This is a genomic window from Acutalibacter sp. JLR.KK004, assembly GCF_036941085.1.
Lineage (GTDB): Bacteria > Bacillota > Clostridia > Oscillospirales > Acutalibacteraceae > Acutalibacter.
In genome coordinates this window covers 473,972-499,158 of sequence record NZ_JAYMNQ010000002.1, presented here as the reverse complement: position 1 = coordinate 499,158, position 25,187 = coordinate 473,972, and the positions used below count along the sequence as shown (strand labels likewise).

Below are 25,187 nucleotides of genomic sequence, written 5' to 3'. Positions count from 1 at the left end.
CGTAAAAACTAGCGGGTATACTGGAAGCAGAAAAAAGGAGGGCGGCGAAAGGCGGCCTTATAGAAAAGGAGTAATTGGAAATGGCATTGTTAAGCGTGCAGCATGTGAAGAAAATATACGCCACCCGCCTGGGCGGGGCCAAGGTGCAGGCCTTGGCAGATGTGGATTTTACTGTGGAGCAGGGGGAGTTCACCGCTATTATGGGTGAATCCGGCTCTGGCAAAACCACCCTCTTAAACATCCTGGCAGGGCTGGATAAGCCCACGGGCGGGGAAATCTTTTTAAACATGCGGAATATCTGCACTTTGGGGGAAAAGGAGATTTCCGCCTTCCGCCGGGATAATTTGGGCTTTGTGTTCCAGGATTTCAACCTTCTGGATACCTTTTCTATCCAGGACAACATCTTTTTGCCCCTGGTGCTGGCTGGGAAGAAATTTGACGAGATGCAAAAGCGTCTGGAACCCATTGCCCGGGGGCTGGGGATTGTAGACATCCTGCAGAAATTCCCCTATGAGGTTTCCGGCGGGCAGAAGCAGCGCACCGCCATTGCCCGGGCCATCATCACAAATCCCCAGCTCATTCTGGCGGATGAACCCACCGGGGCGCTGGACTCCCGCTCTGCCGGGCAGATATTGCAGATTTTCGAGGACATAAACAGCCGGGGCCAGACCATCCTCATGGTTACCCACTCCATCCAGGCCGCCAGCCGGGCCGGGCGGGTGCTGTTTATTAAAGACGGCCAGGTGTTCCACCAGATTTACAGAGGGGACATGGACGGGGATCAGATGTACCAGAAAATTTCCGATACCCTCACAGTCCTTGCCACCAGCAGGGAGGAAGGGGGCGCATACCATGGCTAAAGGCCTGTATTGGAAGCTTTCCTGGGGCAACCTGCGGAAGAATTACCGCCTTACCCTGCCCTATCTGCTCTCCTCCACCGGTATCTGCATGATGTTTTACATGCTCTGCGCTTTAGGCGGGGGCATTGACAAAAGTGCCATGTATGGCGGCAACTCTGTAGCAGCCATGATGGAGTTGGGCGTGTACGTTATCGGCATATTCGCTGTGATCTTCCTGTTCTACACCAACAGCTTTATCATGAAGCGCCGGAAAAAGGAGCTGGGGATTTATAACATCTTAGGCATGGAGAAGCGCCACATTGCCCGGGTCATCCTGGCGGAAACCCTGCTGACAGCCCTTGCCACCCTTGTGCTGGGCCTGGGAATGGGCATCCTCTTTTCCAAGGTGCTGTTCCTGGCCTTGCAGAAGGTGCTGGGGCTTACGGTGCCCATCGCCTTTCTGGTGCCCCCTAAAGCTCTGGCAGCTACGGTCATTTTGTTCCTGGCGATTTTCTTCCTGCTTCTTTTGTATAATGTCTTGCAGGTGCGGCTCAGCAAGCCTATTGAGCTGCTCCATGGCGGCGAGGTGGGGGAAAAAGAGCCGAAAGCCCACTGGCTGCTGGCAGTGCTGGGCGTCCTGCTGCTGGGGGCCGGGTATTATCTGGCAGTTACCATCCAGTCTCCCATTGAAGCCATGATGTTCTTCTTCATCGCCGTTGTCCTGGTGATTCTGGGCACCTACCTGCTGTTTGTGACAGGCATCACCGCCCTTTTGAAGCTTCTGAAGAAAAACAAGCGCTTCTATTACAAAACCCGGCATTTCACCGCTGTTTCCGGTATGCTCTACCGCATGAAGCAGAACGCCGCGGGCCTTGCCTCCATCTGCATTTTGTCCACCTGTTTGTTGGTGACAGTGTCCACCACCTTCTCCCTGTACACAGGCATTGAGGATTTAATACACAGCCGCTATCCCCGGGAGTATTCCCTTATCATGCAAAACCCAAACGACGCCGCCATCGAGACGATGCACACGCTGGCGGGAGAGGAGGCCGCAAAGCTGGGAGTGTCCCAGGAAAATGCCTATGAATACAAGGTGCGTATGTGGAGCACAGCCCGCACAGGCACAGACTTCCACATCGGAGACGACAGCTACAGCACCACCTATGCCATTTTCCAGGCCTGCACCCTGGAGGAGTTCAACCGCTTTTCCGGGCGGCAGGAATCCCTGGAGCCAGGACAGGTGCTGCTGTCCGACCCCCGGAACAGCTTCGACAGCCCCGCCATCTCTTTTGATGGTAAGGAGTTTTCCGTGAAGGAGACGGACTATGCTGCGGAAGGGGAGATGAACGCCGTGGTGTACGAGGTGTACACCATCGTGTTCCCAGACGAAGAAACCCTCTTGTCCCTGTTAAGCCAGGAGCAGATCGGTGTCTATAGAGCGGATGTGCCCCAGTGGTACTATTATTTTGACCTGAGCGGGGATGACGAGTCCTTGCAGGCCTTTTCCGATGCCATGGACAGACACATCGAGGAGGATTTCCCCATGGCGGGGGTAACATTTGAATACCTGCGCACAGACGATGCCTTTAACGCCCGGGAGGATTTCCTCTCCCTGTATGGCGGCCTGTTCTTCCTGGGCATGTTCTTAGGCCTTCTGTTCCTTATGGGGACGGCGCTGATTATCTACTATAAGCAGATTTCCGAGGGCTATGAGGATGCCCGCCGCTTCTCCATCATGCAGAAGGTAGGCATGAGCCGCCAGGAGGTGAAGCGCAGCATCCACAGCCAGATTATCCTGGTGTTCTTCCTGCCCCTGCTTGCCGCCATACTCCACCTCGTCTTTGCTTTCCCCATGCTCCAGCGGATCATGACCCTGATGAATATGGTAAACTACCAGCTCGTCCTGTTTTCCACCATCGGCTGCGTGGCAGTCTTTGCCCTGTTCTATTTCATCATCTATGCATGCACTGCCCGCACCTATTATAAAATTGTAGAGCAGGGCTGATTCCTCCGCCATAAGGGGCTTAAATAAAGCGTATGATTCCCCAAAAACTTTTGCGAAGTGCATATAACCCAATTTTACCCGTAAGGAGCTGTTATAATGATAAGCGCGATTTTTGAACTGATTAGTGCCTGCGCCCATTTTATGTGGGATCTCCTGTGCGCGCTGCTGAACCTGGGCGGGAGTTTGCTTTCCGCTGTGTTCACAGTATTAAGCTGGCCCTTTAAATCCTTCCATGGCCTTTTGCAGGGCACCCTCCATTGGACACCCCTGTTCCTGGCCGTCTGCTTTGTCCTGGGCGCTCTGGTGCTGGGATTTGCCCTGCTGGCGGTGGTGAACCAGTGGCGGCGGAAATATAAATAAGTCCCAAAAAGCCGCGCCTCTTGTAGAAGGGGCGCGGCTTTTTTGCGTCTGTGTTTTCCGGCAAAGCCGGCTTGTAGTAAACGCACTTGAAAAAATCGGCACATCCCGGTTTTCAAGCCAGACGGCTGAGCCACTTAGTTCAAAAGAGGCATTCTGCCTCTTTTGAACTGCGTTACCTATAAACAGTCCCGCATGGTGCGTCCAGGGCCTGCAAGGGTTTCAAAGTCCTGCACAAAGGCCTGCACAGCGCTGTCAATGGCGGGATTTTTCACAAGGGCTTCCAGCACCTCTGGGGGAAGGGTGGCAGCGCCTACCCCATGCTTGCACAGCTCCAGCACCTGCTGGGAGTTTTTAAAGCTGGCGGCAAGCACTTGGCAGGGGATGCTGTTTTTCTCGAAGATGTCGTGGATTTCCCGCGCGGCCCCAATGCCGTCACAGCCCATGTTGTCGATACGGTTTACATAGGGCGCGGCATATTTTGCCCCGCACATGCCCGCCAGATATGCCTGCATGGGGGTGTATATGGCTGTGGCGGTAACGGGGATACCCTCTGCCGCCAAAAGCTTCATGGCCTGAAAGCCCCAGGGTACAGCGGGCACCTTCACAAAGGTATTAGCGCCCAGCTCTTTTACAATGCGCCGGGCTTCCTCCAGCACCTCTTCCGGGCAGGAGGACACAGCCTGGGCGTGAAGCTGGGCCTCCTGCCCAATGAGGGCGCGGATGTCATGCAGCACCTTAAAAGGCGGCTGCCCGGATTTTTTCAAAATGGTGGGGTTGGTGGTGACCCCTGTTAGGGGGTAAACCTTCCACAGGCGCTCTATGGCCTGTATGTCCGCGGTATCTATCAACAGCTTCATAAATAAAACGGCCTTTCTTTAAAAGTAAAATCAGTTGGCATGGTGTTGGGAGTCCAGGGGGAATTATTCCCCCTGGCGGGTTCGGGGGCGGCGCCCCCGGCAGGGTGCGGGACGGAGTCCTGCCAGCGGGCGCCTAGAACACCTGCTCTGTGCGGGCGATGATGTCGTCCTGGGTTTTCCGGGAGAGGACGTTAAAGAAAGCGCTGTAGCCTGCCACCCGGACAATGAGATCCCGGTGGTTTTCCGGATGGGCCTGGGCGTCCAGGAGGGTTTCCCGGCTTACCACGTTGAACTGGACATGGTAGCCCTGGAGGCGGTTAAAGAAGGTGCGCAGCAGGAGCATCAGCTTCTGGCAGCTTTCTTCCTTTTCCAGCAGTTGGGGGGTAACTTTCTGATTTAACAGCACGCCTCCGGTAATTTCCTTTGTGGGCAGCTTTGACACGCTTTTAAACACAGCGGTGGGGCCGTTTTTGTCGGCGGCGTGGCTGGGGGAGCAGCCTTCGGCTAAAGGCTCGCCTTTTTTGCGCCCGTCCGGGGTGGCAAGGGTGCCTGCGCCCTGTGGGACGTTGGCAGAGATGGAGCTGGTGCCCGCATAGTATACGCCGCCAATGGGGCCGCGGCCGTAACGGGTGTTGTGATACTTTTTCATTTCGTCAATATACACGTTATAGGCGGTTACCACCAGCATATCTACATAGTCGTCATCGTTGCCATACTTGGGGGCAGCCTGCAAAAGCTCCCGGATTTCCTCATAGCGGGGGCCTTCAAAGTCAGCCTGAAGGGCCTGCCAAAGCTCTGCCGGAGATACAGCCTTGTCCTCAAAAACCACCTTCTTCATGGCGGCTAAGCTGTCCGCCAGGTTGGCAATGCCCACCTGTAAATCGCTGATAAAGTCGTATACCGCGCCGCCCTCTTTCATGTTCAGGCCCCGCTCAATACAGTCATCCGTCAGGGCGGAACAGAGGATGTCGGCAGTGTCCTGCTCTAAAACCATGTCGCAGGTAGCGTCTATAATGGTACACTGGCGGCACATCTCCCGTATCACCTTATCCCAGCACTGGAGCACCTGGTCAAACGAGGTGAAATCCTTAAAGTGGCCTATGCCCTGGCACAGCTTTGTGCCAGAGGCCGGGTCAACCCCATTGTTCATGGCAATGAGCAGGGCCTTGGGGAAGTTTAAAAAACTCATGCCTGTGCAGCGGTAGCCCCACTTGCCAGGGACAGCGGTTTCCACGCAGCCAATGGCGCTGTAGTTGTAAGCGTCCTCCGGCTTTACCCCTTTCTCAATAAAGCTGGGGATAATAATTTCGTCATTATTAAAGGCAGGCATACCAAAGCCGCAGCGCACCACCTGGATGCACTCCCGGAGGAAATCATCGGGGAGGTTTTTATGGTAGCGGACGGTCAGGTTCGGCTGGGTAAGGTGGCACCGGGCCACTGTGCGGATGATAAGCCAGGAAAGGAGGTTCGTGGCGTCTTTGCCGTCTGCTGTCTGGCCTCCTACCGTTACGTTCTGGTACAGGGGCGATCCGGCGGAAAACTGGGTGTGGCTCCAGGATCGGATCTTATTGATGGTGTAGGTTTTCAGCCACAAGCAGCACAGCAGCTCTTCCGCCTGCTCCTTTGTGATTTTCCCTGCCGCCAGATCCCGCTCATAGTAGGGGTTCAGATACTGATCCATCCTGCCGTAAGACAGGCTGTGCCCGTTTGACTCTATCTGCAAAACCAGGTGGATAAGCCACAGGCTCTGCACAGCCTCCCGGAAGGTTTCCGCCGGCTCCCAAGGCACCTTATAGAGGATGCGGCTCATTTCCAGAAGTTCCTTTTTGCGGGCTTCATCCTGGGTTTTGGCGGCAGCTTCCGCCGCTAAGTCTGCATACCGTTTGGCGAAAGCTTTCACAGCCTCTGCCACAATGAGGATGGCCCGGTAGAAATAGCTTTTCTGTATGTTTTTGTAATCTGTCAAATCCAGTGCGTCCAGCTTCTCCTTTGCCCGGCGGGCATAGTCCTTCAGCCCCAGGCCCAGCAAGCCCCCATAGTTTACCGCGCAGTGGGCGTCGCCGCTGGTGATGTTGCCCTCGGACTTGATAATGCCCAAGTCGTAATACAGCTTCGAGTGGGGCGGGAACGCTGCCAGTCCCCTGTCCAGCAGAGTGTTGTGCTCCCAGAAAGGGGCGATTTCCCGCAGCTTTTCTTTATTCTCCTCTGTGATGCGGAACACGTCCCCATCCCGTTTGTCAAAGGAGTCCAGCTCGTCTATCACCCACTGCATGGCATATTCCGGGAAAATGGGGGCGCTGCGGTTGGTGCTTGCCTGGTTCCCCGCCAGCAGGGTTTGAGGCTCAATGAAAATGCTCATGTGGGACAAAACGTTTTCCAGCATCAAAGCCCGCTTGATGGCAAGGGGCTTGTCGCCATGCTCCCGGTAAGACTGGGTGGTGAGTACGGCCCGCTCTACGCAGATTTGGGGCTGTGTTCCCAAAAGCGCCTCCCGGAAATCCGCCATCCGGGGGCTGAGCCTGCCAAAATAGTCCATATGCCGCCTTCTTTCTTTTCATATGAAAGTAAAGAGCTTTCTTTCAATTGAATAGTACCACAATTTCCATGCACTGTCAAGGCGCGGAGAAGAAAAAGGGCGCATCAGAGCAAGCACACAAAAATTTACATCTGTCTTATAAATGTGTTTTTGTACAAAGATACGGGCCGGAGAGTGTGGAGGCAGAAGCAGACAGCCATTCTTTGTCCCCAATTGTGCTGTTTTCCAATTGATAGGACACAAGAATTTAATGCCTCCTGTACAAATGTCCCTTTATAAGGCGGGCGTGCCCCCTGCCCCCCTCTGCCTTGACAAATCCGGGCTGTTGGGATACAATAACAACCAACAAAAAGGAAAGAGGGGTCTGGTATGGGAACGTGTGCGGAAAACAGGAAAAGCGTGCCGGCGCTGTTTGGCAGCGCTGTGTTTAACGATGACGTAATGCAGGAACGGCTGCCCCGGGATGTGTACAAATCCCTGCGCAAAACCATAGATGAGGGCAAGGATCTGGATCTCACCGTGGCAAACGCCGTGGCCTCTGCCATGAAGGACTGGGCGGTGGAGCAGGGGGCCACCCACTATACCCACTGGTTCCAGCCATTAAACGGCATTACCGCCGAAAAGCACGACAGCTTTATCTCCCCCACCAGCGACGGCCGGGTAATTATGCAGTTTTCCGGCAAGGAGCTGATAAAGGGGGAGCCGGATGCCTCTTCCTTCCCTTCGGGAGGCCTGCGGGCTACCTTTGAGGCCCGGGGCTACACGGCCTGGGATCCCACCTCCTATGCCTTTGTAAAGGGGGATTCCCTGTACATCCCCACAGCCTTCTGCTCCTACAGCGGGCAGGTGCTGGATAAAAAAACGCCCCTTTTACGCTCCATGGAGGACTTAAGCCGCCAGGCTGTGCGCATCCTGCGGCTGTTCGGGGACGACAAGACAAAGCAGGTGATCACCACTGTGGGTCCGGAGCAGGAATATTTCCTCATTGACCGGGCACTTTACGAAAAACGGGCGGATCTGCGCTTCTGCGGGCGCACCCTGTTCGGTGCCCAGGCGCCCAAGGGGCAGGAGCTGGAGGATCACTATTACGGTTCCATCAAGCCCCGGGTGCAGGCCTTTATGAAGGAACTGGACGAGGAACTGTGGAAGCTGGGCATTTTAGCCAAAACAAAGCACAACGAGGTGGCCCCGGCCCAGCACGAGCTGGCCCCTATTTTTACCACCACCAACATCGCCTGCGACCATAACCAGCTTACCATGGAAGTGATGAAAAATGTGGCTGCCCGGCATGGGCTTACCTGCCTGCTGCACGAGAAGCCCTTTGCCGGGGTCAATGGCAGCGGCAAGCACAATAACTGGTCTATTTCCACAGACTCCGGGAAAAACCTGCTGGAGCCGGGGAAAAAGCCGGAAGAAAACCTTTTGTTTTTGCTGATTCTGGCGGCGGTTATCAAGGGCGTGGACGAATATCAGGATTTGCTGCGGATTTCCGTAGCTTCTGCCGGAAACGACCACCGGCTGGGGGCAAACGAGGCGCCTCCCGCCATTATTTCCATGTTCCTGGGAGACGAGCTGACCGCCATTCTGGCGTCCATTGAAGAGGGCAGGCCCTATGAGGGCGCTCCTTCTAAAAAGCTGGAAACCGGGGTGCATGTGCTGCCGGACTTAAACATGGACACCACTGACCGCAACCGCACCTCCCCCTTTGCCTTTACAGGCAACAAATTCGAGTTCCGCTCCTTAGGCTCTGCCATCTCCATTGCCTGCCCCAACATAATGCTTAACACCATTGTGGCGGAGGAGCTGCGGCAGTTTGCGGAATTCCTGGAAGGCCCCGGGGAGCTTGCCCCCCGGGTGACGGAACTGGTGCGCAAGGTGGTGACAGCCCACAAGCGCATTATCTTCAATGGCGACGGCTACTCCCCAGAGTGGGTGGAGGAGGCAAAGCGCCGGGGGCTTCTCAACCTGCCCACCACGGTGGACGCTTTGCCCCGGTATCTGGATCAAAAAAACATCGAGCTGTTCGCCCGGCATAAAATCTATACCGAGGCGGAAATGGAGGCCCGGTATGAGACGATTATGGAGGAGTATGTAAAAACCCTGCACATCGAGGCCCTCACCATGATTGGCATGGTGCGCCAGGAGGTGCTGCCTGCTGTGAGCCGGTATGTGCAGGGCCTGGCGGAGGCGGTAAACGCCAAGCGGCAAGCCGTAAGCTCCCTGCCCTGCAGGGCGGAGGCTGCCCTGATTGAAAAGCTTTCCGGGCAGATGGACAAGGCCTTTGAGCTGGTGGAGTATCTGGACGAAAAGCTGGGGAACCCCCGTTCCCGCAGCGTGAACATACTCTCTGCCGCCACCTATTACCGGGACGTGCTGGTGCCTGCCATGGAGGATCTGCGGGGCGCGGTGGACGCTATGGAGATGCATGTGTCGGCAGAGTGCTGGCCCTATCCCACCTATGCGGACTTGATGTTCCGGGTGTAGCGGTTAAATGTACTCTCCCGCCCTACGGGCGGGGGAGTACACGGACGACACTGTTCCGGGTGCAGCGGTTAAATGTAAGGCTTATCACAACATAATGGGAAGCGGCCCGGGGCGCGTCCTCCGGGCCGTTTTGTGCGCGAAAGGGAGAGGAACATGGCAGACAGCAGGCTTTTTAAAATGCTATACTACCTTTTGGACAAGGGCCGCGCCACCGCTTCCGAGCTGGCGGAAAAATTTGAGGTTTCCCAGAGGACGGTTTACCGGGATGTGGAGGCCTTAAGCGGGGCGGGCATCCCGGTTTACGCCGAGCCGGGGCGGAAGGGTGGCATCTGCCTTTTGCGGGGGTTCACCCTGGACAGGGCCGCCTTTTCCCGGGAAGAAAGGCAGGAGGTGCTGGCGGCAGTGCAGGGCATTGCTGCCACAGGATATTCGGGAAAAGAAACCCTGGCAAAGCTGTCGGCGGTTTTTCAGGCTGATATGGAAAACTGGCTGGAGGTGGACTTTTCCCGCTGGGGAAACAGCGGCAGCGACAAGGAGAAGTTTGAAGGGCTGAAAACAGCCGTGATACAGCACAGGGAGACGGAGATTGTCTATGAGAGCAGCTATGGCCAAAGGAGCCGGCGCACCATCCAGCCCCTGAAGCTGTGCTATAAGGACGCGGCCTGGTATGTAAAGGCTTTCTGCCTGGAGCGGCAGGACTTCCGCGTTTTTAGGCTGAACCGCATCGTAAGCCAGAAAGTGACGGGAAGGGTTTTTGTGCCGCAGCCGTATCCGGAGCCGGACAGCGCTTCCCAGCCTGCATACCAGCGGATTTCCCTTTTATTTGCCAAGGAGGCGGCATATCGGGTGTATGACGGGTTTGACGAGACGCAGATGGAGCGCCGGGAAAACGGGGATATCCTTGCCCGGGCGGAAATGCCTGTGGACGCCTGGCTGATTGGATACCTGCTGTCTTTCGGAACCCTGGTGGAAGTGGTGGAGCCGAAGTATCTCAAGAAAATCCTGGCCGGGGAGGCGAAAAAGATTTACGAAAAAAATAAACCATGACAGAGGGTGTCAGGGTATATATGGTATCCTATAGCCATAGCAGACAGCTAAAAAATCTTAGAGCGGAGGAGAAAGACATGCAGGAAATGAACCCAAAATTCTGCCAGTGCTGCGGGATGCCTTTGGGAGAGGGAACGGACATGCAGGGCACAAACGCTGACGGCAGCAAAAACGGGGACTATTGCAAATACTGCCTGGACAAGGGAGCCTTTACCTTTAACGGCACCATGGAGGAGATGGCCGCCTTCTGCGCGCCCAAAATGGCTGCCGCCAATCCGGGCATGACAGAGGAACAGGCGGAAAAGGCTATGCTGGAGTGGTTCCCTACCTTGAAGCGCTGGAAAAAATGAACAGGCAGGAAAGAAGCAGGGCTTGGGTTTTCCAAAGCCCTGCTTTTTTCGTGCTGTTTAGAGCAGCCTCTAGGGCAGCCGGGGGGTGCGGGTGAAGATTTCCGGCTTGCCCACATATTCCATGCTGGGATAAATAATATCCAGGAACTCATCGGGAAAATAGTAATCAAAAAACTGCTGGATACCTGTGGAGGCAGGGACGCCGTTTATCCTCTCCGACTGGCGGAACACAGCGCCGGCAGAGAGAAGAATGTCTACTGCCATAAAGATGGAAACGCCAATGGTTAAGGCGCGGCCCAGCTTTTTGGGAATGCGTTCAATGGCCCGGGAGAGGACGGGGTACAGGTCTTTCAGCCAGATAAGCCCCAGCACGCCCCAGAAGAAGGAATACATCAGGTTGGTGCGGCCGCTGACATTTAAGACAGAATCGCTGTACTCCCAGGAGACTGTGCCAAAAAGGGACTGCTGCAAAAAGCTGCACAGGTATTCAAAGGCTCCGCCAATAAACATGCTGGCTATGAAAATCAGCACGTCCCGCTGGTTATACATCTTATAGAGGAACAGGGTGATGGCTACAGCCCCAAAGCCGTATACCAGGATGAAAGGCCCCAGCACCACGCTGACCCGGAGCTGGAACTGGTGGGGCGGCACCACCAGGGCATAAACTGTCTCCAGGCAGAAGCCAGCCACGTTCCCGATCATGAAAATCCAGAAAAGCTTCTGGAAGCAAAGCCCATAGGCAAAGGGGCGCTCTGCCCCCTGGGGCAGTTTTCCCTCGTATACTGCCACGGCGTTTTCGCTGCGGCGGCGGATAGCCTCAGAGGATTTGCGGCGGAACACGTTTACATTCTGCCGCAGGGCCTCCAGCTCCTCATTGTGGCGCAGGGAGTGGAGATCCGGGAAAGCCTTTAAGAGGCGCTTGTGCAGATAATTTGCCTGCAGGCCCTTTTCGTACTTTTCTTTCAGGCGGGCTGCTTCTTTCTGCCAGTCCTTCTCCAGATCCTGCACAGCGGCGGCCCCGGTGTACAGCCCCTGCCCCAAGCGGTCGGAGCCGGCCCGGAGCTTCATGGAAACGTATTCCAGGTTTTTCAGCTTCCGGTTCAGGCCCGCAATAGACACCACCGTAACCACGAAGTCGGCAAAGAGCAGGGAGAGCATAACCGTGAGCAGCACCCAGCCAATGGAGCGGGGGATCTTGTTTGCCAGCATCCCGGCAAAGGGCATAACAAACCGCACCACTGCCGCCCCTGCCAGACCCCAGACAATGGCAAAGCTTAAACACACATAGCCCCCGATGTTGTGGGGCTTATCGGAGTAATCCCACCATTTCTGGTGGAAAACCTTTTCCAGCAGAAAGCCTGCCAGCCACTCCAGCCCTGTGCCCAGAAACATGGAGCCTACAATGAGCACAGCCAGGTTGTCCCCAAAGGGCTTCATAAGGAAGTCAATAGTGAGAACTCCCAAGCCGTATATGGGGCACAGCGGGCCATTGAGAAAGCCCCGGTTTACAAACCGTTTTTCTTCAATGGCGGCATAGACCACCTCGCTGCACCACCCTAAAAAGGCAAATGTAAAAAAACACCACAAATAGATATACATAGATTTTTCAGGCTCCCTTTTCATACATACGGCATATTGAATGGCAAAGGCGCTTAAAAATTGGCTTCTGCCAACTTTCAAGCAGGCGGCTTATTTTAAGGCAACACCGCACAATTCCTTGCTTCCGCCTTAAGCGGCATTGCTTTAACTATAGCACAAAACAGGAGGGCTTTCCAGCAGAATTTTGCGCCTGTAAAAATGGCGGCATTGTAATCTCTTTGTTGCTTGACAAAGGAAGATTCTGGCTATACAATAAGTAGTGTAAGGATGACCCCCTCTCAACAGATACAGGGGTTCCGCCTTACCCAACCCTCTAACTATATTTCCCAGGTCCGGCAATATCCCAGCCCAGGCACCTCCGGGGGCTTTACCACTCCCGGAGGCTTTCGGGCCGGGCGGAAAATGCAGGCGGTGCATGGCTTTCATGCGCCGCCTGCATTTTCCTTGTGATTATGTATCTATGGAGATGATTTCCGGGAAATCCTGGGTAAGCTCTACCAGCTTTTCCGCGTCAAAGTCCAGAGGGAAGAGCACATCCATCTTGGCCTCCACCGCTTTGTCTTTCCCCACGCTGAGATGGGTGGAGATAACCCGCACCTGCATTTCTGTGAGGGCGGCGGCAATCTGCTCTGGGGCCGCGCCCCCCTCCCTTACCCGCAGGTGCATCCGGCCCATCTTTTTTTCCTTCACCAGATGCATGGTGTGATGGAACACGTATTGCAGCACCAGCAGAATAATCGTGCTGCCTATCCCTAACACCCACATGCCTGCGCCGATGGTCATGCCAATGCCCAGAGTGGCCCAGACGCCTGCCGAGGTGGTGATGCCGGTGATGTTGGTTTTGCGGTTGAGGATAATGCCTGCGCCCAGAAAGCCCACGCCGGTGACAACGCCTGCCGCCACACGGGAGGCGTCTACCTGGACGCTGTCATAATGCACCACGTCAAAAAAGCCGTATTTGGACACGCACACCATCAGGGCCGCCGCCATGGAGACAATGGTGTGGGTGCGGATGCCTGCTTTTTTCAGCCGGGCCTCCCGCTCCGAGCCGATTGCCAGCCCGCACAGCGCCGCCACGATTACCCGCAGGAGATAATCGCCTTCTGTCAGAATAAAGCTGCCCCAATCCATGACCATTCCTCCTTAACCATAAACATACTTTATAGGAATCCATATTATACTCGATTTCAGAAAAAATGTCAAGTTTTGCAAAAACATTCTGGCAAAATTCCACAGTTTTTTGTGATAAAAAAGCGGCAGAGAGCCAGATTGTGGCTCCCTGCCGCTTTGAAGGAATGAAATTTCTGCGAATTTACTGTGCAGCCCTCCGGCATTTTTGTACGTCTGAAAATTTGGGAGAAGGTCAGCGCAAAGAACCGGGCCTGCTAAGCCGTGGGTTTCCGGCACCCCGGTGCGTCTAAAAAGTTTTTAGGATTCTTAAGGGCTTTTTACAAAAATCCCCTTATGTCCCGGAAGCCGCAGGGGGCTTACTCGGCAAGGTGTTCTTCTGTCCACTGGAAGGCAGCTTCGCACACAGCCTTTACGCAGCCTTCGTCCAGGGGGCTGCGCAGGCCTGTGGCGTGGGCCAGATCCACAAATGTCTTAGTGCCGCCCAGGCGCACAAAGGACATATACTTCTCCCAGGCCGCTTTGGCATTTTCCAGGGACAGGGCAAAAACCTGTAGGGACATGACCTGAGCCATGCAGTAGTCAATATAGTAGAAGGGATAGAGGTAAATGTGGAGCTGCCGCTGCCAGCCCGCGCCCCGGCCATAGAAGGGAAGGCCGTCAAAGTCGATATAGGGCCGGTAGAGCTTCTCCAAGCGCAGCCAGGCTTCGTTGCGCTGCTGGGGGGTATACTCGGGGTGCAGGTACATCTCCTCCTGGAAATGATCCACCAGGCAGCCGTAGGGGATGAACAGCAAAGCGTCCTCCGCATGGGAAAGCTCGTATTTATCTGTCAGAGACCCAAAGAACAGGTGGTGCCAGGGGGCGGTTAAAAACTCCATGCTCATGGAATGGGTTTCCGCGCCCTCCATGGTGGGGCAGCGCAGGGCATGGATATCTACAGTTTGGCCCGCGATATAGTCGGCAAAGGCGTGGCCCGCCTCGTGGGTGAGCACGTCCACGTCCCCGGAGGTGCCGTTGAAGTTGGAGAAGATAAAGGGATAGCCGTAATCCTCTAAACCTGTGCAGTAGCCGCCAGGGGCCTTGCCCTCCTTTGCCAGCACGTCAAACAAATCGTTTTCAAACATCATGTCAATGAAAGAGGCCGTTTCCGGGGAAAGCTCCTGATACATTTTCTTTCCCGCCGCCATAATTTCCTCCGGCGTGCCCTGGGGGGTGGCAGAGCCATCCTTGAATTTCAGGGCGTTGTCGTGGAACTTGAAGTCGGAAATGCCCAGGCGCTTTGCCTGGCGCTCTTTCAGCTTCAGGGTCAGGGGCACTAAGTCCTGCACCACCTGCTGCCGGAAGGCCGCTGCTTGGGCCGGGGTGTAGCAGTTGCGCTGGCGGCGCAGGGCGCCTAATTCCACAAAAGTTTCAAAACCCAGGGCCTTGGCCTGCTGGGTGCGGTTTTGCACCAGCTTGTCGTATAGCTCATCGAACCGGGCGCGGTTTTCATCGAAGAAGCCGCCTTCCGCTTCCAGGGCGGCCCGGCGGGTGGCCCTGTCTGTGCTTTCCTTATAGGGGCCAAGCTGGGCAATGGTCATCTCCTTGCCCATAAAGGGCACCCGGGCGCTGGCATACAGCTTCTGGTATTCTGTGGTGAGCCTGTTCTCCTCCTGCATGAGGGGGATGATTTCCGGGGAAAAAGATTTCAGTTCCATCTCCAGGTTTAAAAACAGCAGGGAACCCAGCTCTTTTTCCAGTTCCGGGCGCAGGGGGGATTCCACCAGCGCCTTATGGAAGGCCTGAAGCTTTTCCTCCAGCAGAGGGGCCTGCTCGTCATGATAGGCCTGCTCCGCCTCATAGAAGGCGTCGCGGGTGTCCACTGTGTTGCGGATGGAGCAGATGGTGGCCTGTGTGCTTACATGGGACAGGAGCTGCTCCTGCTCCTTGTAGACTGCCACCTGCTCCGGGGCAGTCTGTGCGGCTTTCAGCCGGGCGGTGAGGGTTTCCAGATCCTGGTAAACCTGGGGATAGTCCGGCCGTTTGTAGGGCATATCGGGGAATTTCATAGCGCGCATCCTTTCTTTTCTGTTTGCTTTGAGTATACTGCCCTGAGGGGCGCAAAGTCAAGAAAACTTGCGGGAATTTTTGGTGAATCTTTGTGTTTACAAAATGTTTAGCAAATTGACATGCACTGTTCAGAGAAATGTCACATTTATGGGGTATCATAAGGTCGTGGTCAAAGGAAGCGCGGCACAAGCTTTACGCAAAGCCGCCTTAGGAAGCCACAAACTCTTTTTCATCATATCCTCATTTTAACTCCTTACTTCCTCTTAGAAGAAGCCGGCAGGACACCCACCTGCCGGCTTCTTTCCTTTGCGTCTGGCGGCGTTTGTCTAAACTTCGCAATTTTCAGTTGATTTGTATAGGAAAATAGTATATAATGTTAGAGCATGTTTGCACAAGGCAGCCGCACATGTCCTTAGAAGCTGTACCGATAGGATTGGTGCGAAGATTTTTGGGGAAATTTTGTGGGGTTCAAGGCGGAAACCGCAAGAAATACTTGCGTATTTCGAGGATTTCCAACACTGAAGCCCGCTAAATTTCCCGAAAAGGTTTGTGCAGGAGCCTATTGGTACAGCTTCTTAATTTAAGGGGCTGTATGGTTCCGCCGGTGCAAACACCCGTTGAAAATCGCGCCCTGGAAGGAAGGATACACGTTATGGATATAAACAAAAAAGAGCAAATCGCAGAGTTGAACCTGCCCCGCACCATCCATCTGGTGCCTTTAGACATCATAAACGGCTTTTCCGTGCGCCCCGGGTTTTACGAAATAAACGGGGCCACCGCCATTCCTGGCGGCGTGAACTTTACGGTGCATTCCTTCAGCGCCACGGGGATTGAGCTGGTGCTGTTCCACAGGGGGGAGAAAGAGCCTTACGCAGTGCTGCCCTTTCCCCAGCACTACCGTATCGGCAACGTGTATTCCATGATCGTGTTTAAGCTGAACATGGAGGAATTTGAATACGTCTACCGGGTGAGCGGGCCTTACGACCCGAAAAAGGGCCTTATCTTTGATTCTACCAAGGATCTGCTGGATCCATACGCCAAGGCTGTTTCCGGCCAGCGGGAGTGGGGCAAGGGAGATTTCTGGCAGGAGAACAGCTATCGCGCCCGGGTGGTGAAGGACGACTTTGACTGGGGCAACATGAAATCCCCCCTGATCCCCATGGAAGACCTGATCATTTACGAGCTGCATGTCCGGGGCTTTACAAAAGACCTTTCCTCCGGCGTGCTGCACCCCGGCACCTTTGAGGGCCTGATGGAAAAGCTGCCCTATTTAAAGGAGCTTGGGGTAAACGCCGTGGAGCTGATGCCCATTTTCGAGTTTGACGAGATGCAGGACTCCCGCATGGTAGACGGGAACATGCTCTATAACTACTGGGGCTACAGCACCGTCAGCTTTTTTGCACCCAACACCAGCTATACTGCCAGCCAGGAGTATAACCGGGAAGGCAACGAACTGAAAAAGCTGATCCGGGAGTTTAACAAAGCAGGCATTGAGGTGTATCTGGACGTGGTGTTCAACCACACCGCGGAGGGCAACGAGCAGGGGCCTTTCTTCTCCTTCAAGGGCTTTGACAACAATATCTATTACCTGCTGACGCCGGACGGGCATTATTATAACTTCAGCGGCTGCGGCAACACCTTAAACTGCAACCATCCCATTGTCCACCAGATGATTATGAACTGCCTGCGCTACTGGGTCACCACCTACCGGGTGGATGGCTTCCGGTTCGATTTGGCCTCTATCCTGGGCCGCAACGAGGACGGCAGCCCTATGGATAAGCCTCCTCTTTTGCAGGCCATGGCCTTTGATCCCATCCTGGGGGACGTAAAGCTCATTGCCGAGGCCTGGGACGCAGACGGCCTGTACCAGGTGGGCACCTTCCCCTCCTGGAACCGCTGGGCAGAATGGAACGGGCGGTACCGGGACGACATGCGCCGGTATATCAAAGGGGATCCGGGCTGTGCCCAGGCTGCGGCCCTGCGCATTGCCGGATCCAGAGACATTTACGCGGAGAATCTCCGGGAAAACGCCTCTGTAAACTTCTTCACCTGTCATGACGGCTTTACCCTTTATGATCTGTATGCCTATAACTATAAGCATAATGAGAAAAATGGCTGGAACAACACCGACGGCGCCAATGACAACAATAGTTGGAACTGCGGCGTGGAGGGGGAGACAGCAGACGGGGAAGTGAATGCCCTGCGCATGCGCATGATGCGCAACGCCTTTGCCCTCCTGATGTGCAGCCGGGGTATCCCCATGTTCCTTGCCGGCGACGAATTCTGCAACACCCAGTTTGGCAATAACAATGCCTACTGCCAGGATAACATCACCTCCTGGCTGGACTGGTCGCTGCTGGAAAAGCATCAGGACATGTTTGATTTCTTTAAATATATGATTGCTTTCCGCAAATCCCACCGCATCCTCCGGGCCAACATGAGCGGCGGGGCCTGCGGCTTCCCGGACGTGAGCTTCCACGGCATCCATCCCTGGCATGACGGCCCCTTCTCCAAAGACGATCACTATGTGGGGGTGGCTTTCGCCGGATGGGACAAGGAAGCTGGGCCTCAGCTTGTCTATGTGGCCTCCAACGCCTACTGGGAGGATCTCACCATCACCCTGCCCCCCCTGCCCGCCGGCCTTTGCTGGAATATGGAAGCAGATACCTGGGAAAGCGCCCAGCGCCCCCGCCCCTGCCCGGAAGGGCGGTTTACCATCCGCCGCCGCTCTGTAATGGTGTTTACCGCTTCGGCCTCCCATTAAAATGGCGGAAAAGCTTGACAGGCAAGCAAAAAACGGCACGGGATTTTTTCCCCTGCCGTTTTTCCTTTTTCCTGCCGATCATTGGATTGAGCAATCCAGATAGTGCTCCAGCTCCTCGTCATCCCGCTTTCTGTCCAGATACAGCAGAAGCGCGGATAAAGAGGCTACAACGGCCGCTATCGCCGCCACAACTCCAATGAGAATAGCCAGCTTGCTCCCTTTTTTCATAAGACGGGCACCTCCAGAACTAGTATGCATATCCATACTATAATCATACTCACTTTTTGCCCAAAAGTCAACCGGAATATGCGGGAGAGGATGCCTGGGCGAAAAACCGCAGCTTTTCCAATGTCATCTTGGGCCTCCGCCAAGCCCGGGCCTGGCTGAAAACCTCATAGGGCGTGTACCACTGCCAGAAGATGTCAAAGCCCCCGCCCTCCATCTGGGACTTTGCCCCTTCATACAGACGGGGATTTCTCCCTCTAGGAGGAGTGCAGGCCAAAACGCACTCGCTTTTTTGAACCAGCGGCACAGCCGCGTATGCTTGAAAATCAGGCTATACCGATTTTTACGTGCGTTTACTATATTATCCGAAAGCTGCCTGGTTCTGCACAGGGCTTGCGCGCTTTTCCAGGTTGGGGAAGCGGTGCTCTATGGCCGCCAGGGAGATTTCAATGTCCTCCTCCGCTTCGTTTGCGGAAAAGGCCCCCACTGTCACCATGTCCTTCTCCCGGATGGCGTTCCAGGAGAAGGTAAGCCCTACATAGGGGGAGCAGCGGCCCGCTGCCATGGACTTGATGGTCATCACAGGCTTTTTGGCGTTGTGGATAATGGAAGCCACTGTCTCAATCTCCACCTGCATTAAAAAGCCCATGCAGTTGAAAATCTGGATATATGTCTGGACATCGTAGCCGTTTTTGTCGGAATAGACCACCAGCTCCGGCATGTGGGCGGAAAGCCCCGGCACCATGCCCGCGTCCCGCACCATCTTGGTGTAATCGTCCAGCCGGGGAATCTGCCCCAGGTTTTTGTTCACAAGCTGCTCCACGCAGGAGTGGTGCAGCAGGCACAGCTTTGCCCCCCGGCTGGCGGCAGCCTTTACCATGCGCTCCGCCTCCCGGCGGGCTTCCGGGGTGTCGTCCACATTCAGGGTGGGGGTGTCTATCATGACAATCTCCCGGCCCATATGCTGTTCCGTCTCCTTCACAGCCTTTGTCAGCTCTGGGGAAAGGCCGAAGGGGGCCATAATGCTGTCAACCCCGTGGCGGAGATAGGCCTCCAGCACAGGCCTGAATGCCTGGGCGCTGTCATACCGGGCCTTAATCATCTCGTCGGCAGAGACGCTGGTATGGCTCCAGCCTAAGAGCCAGTTTGTGCCGATGAGCATCCGGGAGAGGGATATCCCCTCCACCTGCGTGCGTGGGAACTGCTTTTCCATAACTTTTCTGCTCCTCTCGTTTTAATTGGACTTTTGCGGAATTTTTTCAGCGCTAGAAGACCTTGGGACGCTGTCCCAAACCCTGCAAGGGGCCTAACGCCCCTTGACCGCGCAATCTGTCCAGCGCCATCTGTTTTCCAAGAAGGCTATATATATTATGAAGTATGCATTTCATGAATGGTATTTTTAAGTGCGGCAGCTGTATGCCTCCCCCAGCAGCACCCCTGCCGCTTCGTGGAGGGAGGAAATGGTGTAATCGGGCGGGCCTATAAAGGGGGGGATTTCCATAAACCGGTTCGCGGGCAGCCAGGCTGCCGCCATGCCGGCGCTGTGGGCGCACAGCACGTCAAAGGGATGATCCCCCACATAAACGCTTTCCCCAGGGGCCGCGCCCAGCTTTTCGCAGGCAAGCTGCAAAATCCGGGGGTCAGGCTTATAGAGGTTTACCTCTTCGGAAATTACCATACAGCCAAAGAAGCCCTCCAGCCCCATGCCCGCTAAAACCTTCCGCACGCCGCTGTGGTTGTTGCTGACAATCCCCAGGGACAGGCCCTCTGCCTGCAGCCGTCCCAAAAGCTCCTTGGCGCCGGGCATAAGCTGGTATTCCTTTTTATAGTCCCTGCCGAAAAGCTCTGTAAGGCTTTGGCAGGCTTTCTCCCCCAGGCCCAGGGCGCGGCGGTAAATGCCTGTGACATTCTCCAGATATTCCTCATCTGCCATGCGCACCCCTGTTTCGTTCTCCTTTTGGATTTGCTGCCCCTGCCACAATTCGCTTTCAGCGTAGGCCTTCTCCGCCTCGTCCATTGTAAGGGACGGGTTCTCCCGCGCCGCCAGCTCATAAACTATTTCAGCAATGGTAGGTTTTTTATAAGCAGGGTGTTGTCAATGTCGAAAAGCGCGCAACGGTACATATGCATCAGCTCCTTTTAAAATATGTCAAACAGGCGAATCCCCTGCAGCCATCACGAGAACACCTTTTCATCCTTGCAGGCAGGCAATCCCAGGGCCAGCAGCATCCCCAGGCCTGTGAGCACCGCCAGGCACAGGTACAGCACCTGGATGTTCCACTGGTCAGTGACAAAACCCCCGGCATTTTGCAGCAGGATAATGGACACGCTGTTTAAAGAGTTTATCACAGAAAGGCCTGTGGTGGTAAGGCTTCCGGGCAGGAGGTTCCGCACCATTTTCAGGGTGATCATCTGGAACAGGGTGGAAGCAATGGCCTTGATGGACACCATCACCGCCACCACCACCAGGGCGGAACGGGAGAACCCGTAAAACAGGAACTGGACAGTGATAATGGCAAAGCTTGCAAGCATGAGGGCCTTGCCGGAAAACTTATCCATGTATTTGTGGGAAAACAGGATGAGGGGGATTTCAATCAGCGTGCTGAAAAACAGCACTGTGCCCACTGCCCCTGTGGACACCCCCAGGCTGGAAAGCAGCACAGGGGCAAGGTTCATGTTCACCCCGGAGCACCCGGCAAACAGGAAGGCCGCCAGCACATACAGCAGGAACTGCCTGTTCTGCACCAGGGAGGAAAGAGGCGGCTTCTCCCGCTTTTCTGCTTTTTCCGCCTTCTTTTCCCCTTTCTCCTCTGTGCCCGCAAACCCCAGGGCCGTCAGGCCGCAGGAAATGAAGAGGGCGGCAAACAGCACCATGGGCGGGTAAAGCTCTACCGCTACGCCGGCGCACTGTGCGCCCACAGCATACCCCAGGGTGCCCCACACCCGCAAAGCGCCGTAGCGGTATTTGCTCTGCCCGGCCATGCGCTCCGTAATAGGCATGATGGAGTTGATAAAGGACATAATAAGCCCGTCCAGCAAAAACAGCGCCCAGGTGGCCCGGCACACGGCGAACACCAGCCCCAGCACCCCCACCCCCAGAAGCAGCAGGGTGCTGATAAGCCGGGGCCTGCGGGTTAAGTCGTTTAAGTATCCCACCGCCGGCACCATGGCAAAGGAGAAAAGCCCGGAGGCCGAGATGATGAAAGACATTTCCGACGCAGACTTCCCAATGCCCGTCAGGTATACGGAAAGCACAGAGCCGAACAGGGCCATTGCCATGAAATAGAAAAAGAAGGTCAGCACATAACAGAAATAACTGCCCTTATACCGGGGAAAAAACTTTTTCACATTACCTCTCCTCGCTGGGAGCAAGGCCCCAGGAACCCCCTGACCCGCGCCCGATACTCTCCTCCTTATTACAGCCGAAACCGCAGGGAATGTCAAGCCCTTTTCCAAATTTCACAAAGTTTTTCCCTTTCCCCCGGCGAAGCGCCCATGCCATAAAAAACCGCAGGGGCAGGCCCTGTCCCAAAGGCCTTTTCCTCTTGGCAGATGGGAATTTTTATGCTATACTATGGGCTGTGAAGAAAGCCCCCTGGGGGAAGAATACAAAACAAAAGAAGGAGCAGACTATGGAAATTACAAAGGACATCCGGTATGTAGGCGTAAACGACCATCAGGTAGACCTGTTTGAGGGCCAGTATGTGGTGCCAAACGGCATGGCCTACAATTCTTATGTGGTGCTGGACGAGAAAACCGCTGTGTTCGACACAGTGGACGCCCGCTTCACCCATGAATGGCTGGACAACCTCCAGAACGTCCTGGGGGACAAAAGCCCGGATTACCTCATCATCCAGCACATGGAGCCTGACCACTCCGCCAGCATCCACAGCTTTATGCAGATGTATAAAAGCACCACCATTGTCTCCAGCGCAAAAGCCTTTTCCATGATGGAGCAGTTTTTCGGCACAGCCTTTGAGGACAGGCAGATAGTAGTGGCCGAGGGGGACACCCTTTCCACAGGCCGCCACGATTTTGCCTTTGTGGCTGCCCCCATGGTACACTGGCCCGAGGTGCTGGTGACCTATGATAGCACAGACAAGGTGCTTTTCTCTGCCGACGGCTTTGGGAAGTTCGGCGCTTTAGACGCGGACGAGCCTTGGGACTGCGAGGCAAGGCGGTATTACATCGGCATTGTGGGCAAATACGGCGCCCAGGTGCAGGCCCTTCTGAAGAAGGCGGCGGGCCTTGACATCCAGGTTATCTGCCCCCTCCATGGCCCGGTCTTAAAGGAAAACCTGGGGCACTACCTGCATCTGTATGATTTGTGGTCCTCCTACACCCCGGAGAGCGAGGGCATTGTCATTGCCTATACCTCTGTGTATGGCAACACCCGCCGGGCTGTGGAGCAGTTTGCCGAAAAGCTCAGCCAGAAGGGCTGCCCCAAGGTGTCCCTGTTCGATCTGGCCCGCTGCGACATGGCAGAGGCTGTGGAGGACGCTTTCCGCTACAACAAGCTGGTGCTTGCCACCACCACCTACAACGCGGAAATCTTCCCCTTTATGCACACCTTTATCAACCACCTCACCGAGCGCAATTACCAGAACCGCACGGTGGGCTTCATTGAAAACGGCACCTGGGCGCCTATGGCGGCGAAGGTGATGAAGAACATGTTTGCAAAATGCAAGAAAATCACCATTGCCGAGCCTACCGTCACCATCCGTTCCGCCTTGAACGCGGAGAGCAGCGAAAAGCTGGAGGCTCTGGCCCAGGAGCTGTGCCAGGATTATATCGCCCAGCACAGCGAAACCGCCGACAAGCACGACATGACCGCCCTCTTTAACATCGGCTATGGCCTGTATGTGGTGACAAGCAACGACGGCAAAAAGGACAACGGCCTGATTGTGAACACCGTCACCCAGGTGACAAACACCCCCAACCGCATTGCCGTCACCATCAACAAGGAAAACTATTCCCACCACGTTATCAAGCAGACCGGCGTGATGAATATCAACTGCCTCTCCCAGGACGCGCCCTTCTCTGTGTTTGAGAATTTCGGCTTCCAAAGCGGCCGGACGGCGGACAAGTTTAAGGGGGAAGAGGTGCTGCGCTCTGACAACGGCCTGGTGTTCCTGTCCCGGTTTATCAACTCCTTCATGTCCCTGAAGGTGGAGCAGTATGTGGACTTAGACACCCATGGCATGTTCATCTGCAGCGTGACAGAGGCCCGTGTTATCAACAATGTGGAAACCATGACATACACCTACTATCAGAACTTTGTCAAGCCCAGGCCCCAGTTAGAGGGAAAGAAGGGCTTTGTATGCAAGGTGTGCGGCTATGTATACGAAGGGGACGAGCTGCCTGACGATTACGTGTGCCCGTTGTGCAAACACGGGGCGGCAGATTTCGAGCCTATCGGATAAAACAGCAAACCTGAACGCATAAGGAAGCGGCCTAGGGGTTTCCCCGGGCCGCTTTTGCGCGTTTTTCTATGTGCCGCCCTCAGGTGGGCCTAAGCAGCCCGGGGCTGCCAGCAGGGCCAGGGGCGTCCAGAAAAAAAGCGCTGTGGTACACATGGAAATGCCGAAAAAGGCCTGGATGCAGTATCCCAGGCACCCGGCCCCTAAAATAGCGGTGCCGGCGCTGGCCGGGGCCTGGGCAATCCAGCGCTTTGCCAGCAGGATCAGCAGGGAAAGATACGCGCCCAGGGCAAAAACACCCTGGTGGTAGAGGATATTGAGATATTCGTTGTGGGCCGCGTCTATTTGTGCCACAATAGTCCTGCCCATCTGGCTGTCATATCGCTGGAAGGGCTTCAGGCCCCCATAGAGCATGGTGTCCGGCCCGGCCCCCAGCCACAGGCGCTTTGGGATTCTTTCCAGCACCTCCCCCCAGATGTGCAGCCGCCCGGAACCAAACCCCGGATCCGCCTGGCCCCGCAGCAGGCAGTGGGCCTCATGGAGCATCCCTGTGCCAACGTCGGCGGCATACAGCGCGGCTATCCCCAGCAGGACAGCCCCTCCCAAAAGGAGCGCCGCTGTCCTGCGCTTTTTAGGGCTTATAAACCCTGCCCCGGGCACAGCTAAAGCGCACCCGCCGAACACCCCCGCCAGCCCGGCGGAAACATCCATCCATAGCAGCACCCACAGGGAAAGCCCCAAGGGCAGGAGCAGCAAAAACCGGGCTTTCCCCCGCAGGCGCACCAGGGCGTATGCCAGCATGGGGATGCAGAGGCTATAAAAAGCGGCCACCAGATCCACGTTGCCAATAGTGCCCAAATAGGCCCCCAGGTAGGCCTTGCCCCCGTCCTGGTAGGTATATCCGGCAGGATAGAGGCCAAAGGGGTTATATCCGTACAATTGCAGCAGGCAGATAAGGCTGAACCCGCACACAGACGCCCCCAAGAAGCCTAAAAGCCGCTTGTCCGCCCTGCCATAGGCGCTCACCAGCAGGAAGCTTGCCCCGTACAGGGTGATGGGCAAGGCCCCCTCAAAGCGGGAGGCCCCCAGGACAGTGGCAGGCCAAAAGGGGGAGCACAGGGCCGAAACCCAGGTGAGGGCCAGGTAAACCAGCACAAGCCGCTGGGGCCAGGAGGTTTTCCGCAAAAGGGAAAGGGGCGAAAAGCCTTTTCCCCCTCCCAGCAAAAGGGAGCCTGCCCCCCACAGGGCCATCAGCAGGACATACCCGCCGCAGAGGAGGAAAAAGGCCCCGGCCTTTGCCTCCATAATCCTGCCGTAGCCATTGGCGTCAAAATAGAAAAGGAAAACCGTCAGCAGCAGGCGGACGTAACCTGTGGCGGCAGCGCCCGGAAGCTTCTGCCATTTTTCTCTTATCTCCATAGGGCCTTCCCCTCCCTGCCTCTGTTTTGCTTTGGTATAAGCATACCACAGAAGGGAAGAAAGGGCAAGCAAGGGCGGCCCCGGGGTGTAAAGAGTTTGCCT

The 25,187-nt window shown here is 55.6% G+C and carries 19 protein-coding genes; 8 read left to right on the top strand and 11 right to left on the bottom strand.

From position 1 onward, the window contains the following. Positions 1 to 80 precede the first annotated feature (80 nt). From VSQ30_RS16820 to VSQ30_RS16810, 3 genes are all read left to right on the top strand, one after another. On the top strand, positions 81 to 860 hold the full coding sequence (locus VSQ30_RS16820) for an ABC transporter ATP-binding protein (protein ID WP_160643537.1): 780 nt from the start codon (positions 81 to 83) through the stop codon (positions 858 to 860). Beyond that, on the top strand, positions 853 to 2,844 hold the full coding sequence (locus VSQ30_RS16815) for an ABC transporter permease (RefSeq protein WP_334465703.1): 1,992 nt from the start codon (positions 853 to 855) through the stop codon (positions 2,842 to 2,844). The genes VSQ30_RS16820 and VSQ30_RS16815 overlap by 8 nt, the downstream gene beginning before the upstream one ends. Before the next feature lie 96 nt (positions 2,845 to 2,940). Next, positions 2,941 to 3,204, top strand: a complete 264-nt coding sequence (locus tag VSQ30_RS16810; RefSeq protein ID WP_334465700.1) for a hypothetical protein — start codon at positions 2,941 to 2,943, stop codon at positions 3,202 to 3,204. A 176-nt stretch (positions 3,205 to 3,380) separates the two neighbouring features. Here the strand turns inward: VSQ30_RS16810 and VSQ30_RS16805 are convergent, their stop codons facing one another. Together VSQ30_RS16805 and VSQ30_RS16800 are read right to left on the bottom strand one after the other, a co-directional pair. Beyond that, a complete protein-coding gene (locus VSQ30_RS16805; RefSeq protein WP_334465698.1) occupies positions 3,381 to 4,061 on the bottom strand; it encodes a transaldolase family protein in 681 nt (226 codons plus the stop codon). 133 nt (positions 4,062 to 4,194) lie between these two features. Then, on the bottom strand, positions 4,195 to 6,597 hold the full coding sequence (locus VSQ30_RS16800; protein ID WP_334465695.1) for a glycyl radical protein: 2,403 nt from the start codon (positions 6,595 to 6,597) through the stop codon (positions 4,195 to 4,197). A 369-nt stretch (positions 6,598 to 6,966) separates the two neighbouring features. On the opposite strand from VSQ30_RS16800, the gene VSQ30_RS16795 reads away from it, so the two are divergent. The 3 genes from VSQ30_RS16795 (at position 6,967) to VSQ30_RS16785 (ending at position 10,478) form a co-directional block, all read left to right on the top strand. After that, a complete protein-coding gene (locus VSQ30_RS16795) occupies positions 6,967 to 9,081 on the top strand; it encodes a glutamine synthetase III family protein (protein ID WP_334465692.1) in 2,115 nt (704 codons plus the stop codon). 153 nt (positions 9,082 to 9,234) lie between these two features. Next, positions 9,235 to 10,128: a helix-turn-helix transcriptional regulator gene (locus VSQ30_RS16790; protein ID WP_334465690.1), complete on the top strand. Its 894-nt coding sequence runs from the start codon at positions 9,235 to 9,237 to the stop codon at positions 10,126 to 10,128. Between the two features lie 77 nt (positions 10,129 to 10,205). After that, positions 10,206 to 10,478: a zinc ribbon domain-containing protein gene (locus VSQ30_RS16785; protein ID WP_371721648.1), complete on the top strand. Its 273-nt coding sequence runs from the start codon at positions 10,206 to 10,208 to the stop codon at positions 10,476 to 10,478. Between the two features lie 69 nt (positions 10,479 to 10,547). Here VSQ30_RS16785 and VSQ30_RS16780 read toward each other — a convergent pair whose 3' ends face one another. The 3 genes from VSQ30_RS16780 to VSQ30_RS16770 all read right to left on the bottom strand — a co-directional run bounded on the left by VSQ30_RS16780 (position 10,548) and on the right by VSQ30_RS16770 (position 15,256). Beyond that, a complete protein-coding gene (locus VSQ30_RS16780) occupies positions 10,548 to 12,077 on the bottom strand; it encodes a putative ABC transporter permease (RefSeq protein ID WP_334465687.1) in 1,530 nt (509 codons plus the stop codon). 450 nt (positions 12,078 to 12,527) lie between these two features. After that, a complete protein-coding gene (locus tag VSQ30_RS16775; protein WP_160642625.1) occupies positions 12,528 to 13,208 on the bottom strand; it encodes an MgtC/SapB family protein in 681 nt (226 codons plus the stop codon). A gap of 356 nt (positions 13,209 to 13,564) precedes the next feature. Then, positions 13,565 to 15,256, bottom strand: a complete 1,692-nt coding sequence (locus VSQ30_RS16770; RefSeq protein WP_334465686.1) for a M3 family oligoendopeptidase — start codon at positions 15,254 to 15,256, stop codon at positions 13,565 to 13,567. Positions 15,257 to 15,909: 653 nt separating this feature from the next. On the opposite strand from VSQ30_RS16770, the gene glgX reads away from it, so the two are divergent. After that, the gene (gene glgX, locus VSQ30_RS16765; RefSeq protein ID WP_334465685.1) at positions 15,910 to 18,021 is read left to right on the top strand and encodes a glycogen debranching protein GlgX; all 2,112 of its coding nucleotides are present in this window, start codon (positions 15,910 to 15,912) and stop codon (positions 18,019 to 18,021) included. Positions 18,022 to 18,099: 78 nt separating this feature from the next. On the opposite strand, the gene VSQ30_RS16760 is transcribed toward glgX, so the two are convergent. The 5 genes from VSQ30_RS16760 to VSQ30_RS16740 form a co-directional block, all read right to left on the bottom strand. Continuing rightward, positions 18,100 to 18,249: a hypothetical protein gene (locus tag VSQ30_RS16760; RefSeq protein ID WP_166554247.1), complete on the bottom strand. Its 150-nt coding sequence runs from the start codon at positions 18,247 to 18,249 to the stop codon at positions 18,100 to 18,102. Between the two features lie 67 nt (positions 18,250 to 18,316). Further along, the gene (locus VSQ30_RS16755) at positions 18,317 to 18,553 is read right to left on the bottom strand and encodes a hypothetical protein (protein ID WP_334465681.1); all 237 of its coding nucleotides are present in this window, start codon (positions 18,551 to 18,553) and stop codon (positions 18,317 to 18,319) included. 54 nt (positions 18,554 to 18,607) lie between these two features. Continuing rightward, on the bottom strand, positions 18,608 to 19,459 hold the full coding sequence (locus tag VSQ30_RS16750; RefSeq protein WP_334465678.1) for a hypothetical protein: 852 nt from the start codon (positions 19,457 to 19,459) through the stop codon (positions 18,608 to 18,610). 186 nt (positions 19,460 to 19,645) lie between these two features. Beyond that, on the bottom strand, positions 19,646 to 20,263 hold the full coding sequence (locus VSQ30_RS16745) for an HAD family hydrolase (protein ID WP_334465676.1): 618 nt from the start codon (positions 20,261 to 20,263) through the stop codon (positions 19,646 to 19,648). 158 nt (positions 20,264 to 20,421) lie between these two features. Continuing rightward, entirely contained in the window at positions 20,422 to 21,594 is a 1,173-nt protein-coding gene (locus VSQ30_RS16740; RefSeq protein ID WP_334465674.1) for an MFS transporter, read from the bottom strand. Positions 21,595 to 21,878: 284 nt separating this feature from the next. On the opposite strand from VSQ30_RS16740, the gene VSQ30_RS16735 reads away from it, so the two are divergent. Then, entirely contained in the window at positions 21,879 to 23,669 is a 1,791-nt protein-coding gene (locus VSQ30_RS16735) for a flavin reductase (RefSeq protein WP_160642632.1), read from the top strand. Between the two features lie 66 nt (positions 23,670 to 23,735). Here the strand turns inward: VSQ30_RS16735 and VSQ30_RS16730 are convergent, their stop codons facing one another. Further along, on the bottom strand, positions 23,736 to 25,085 hold the full coding sequence (locus VSQ30_RS16730; protein WP_334465672.1) for an O-antigen ligase family protein: 1,350 nt from the start codon (positions 25,083 to 25,085) through the stop codon (positions 23,736 to 23,738). Positions 25,086 to 25,187 lie beyond the last annotated feature (102 nt).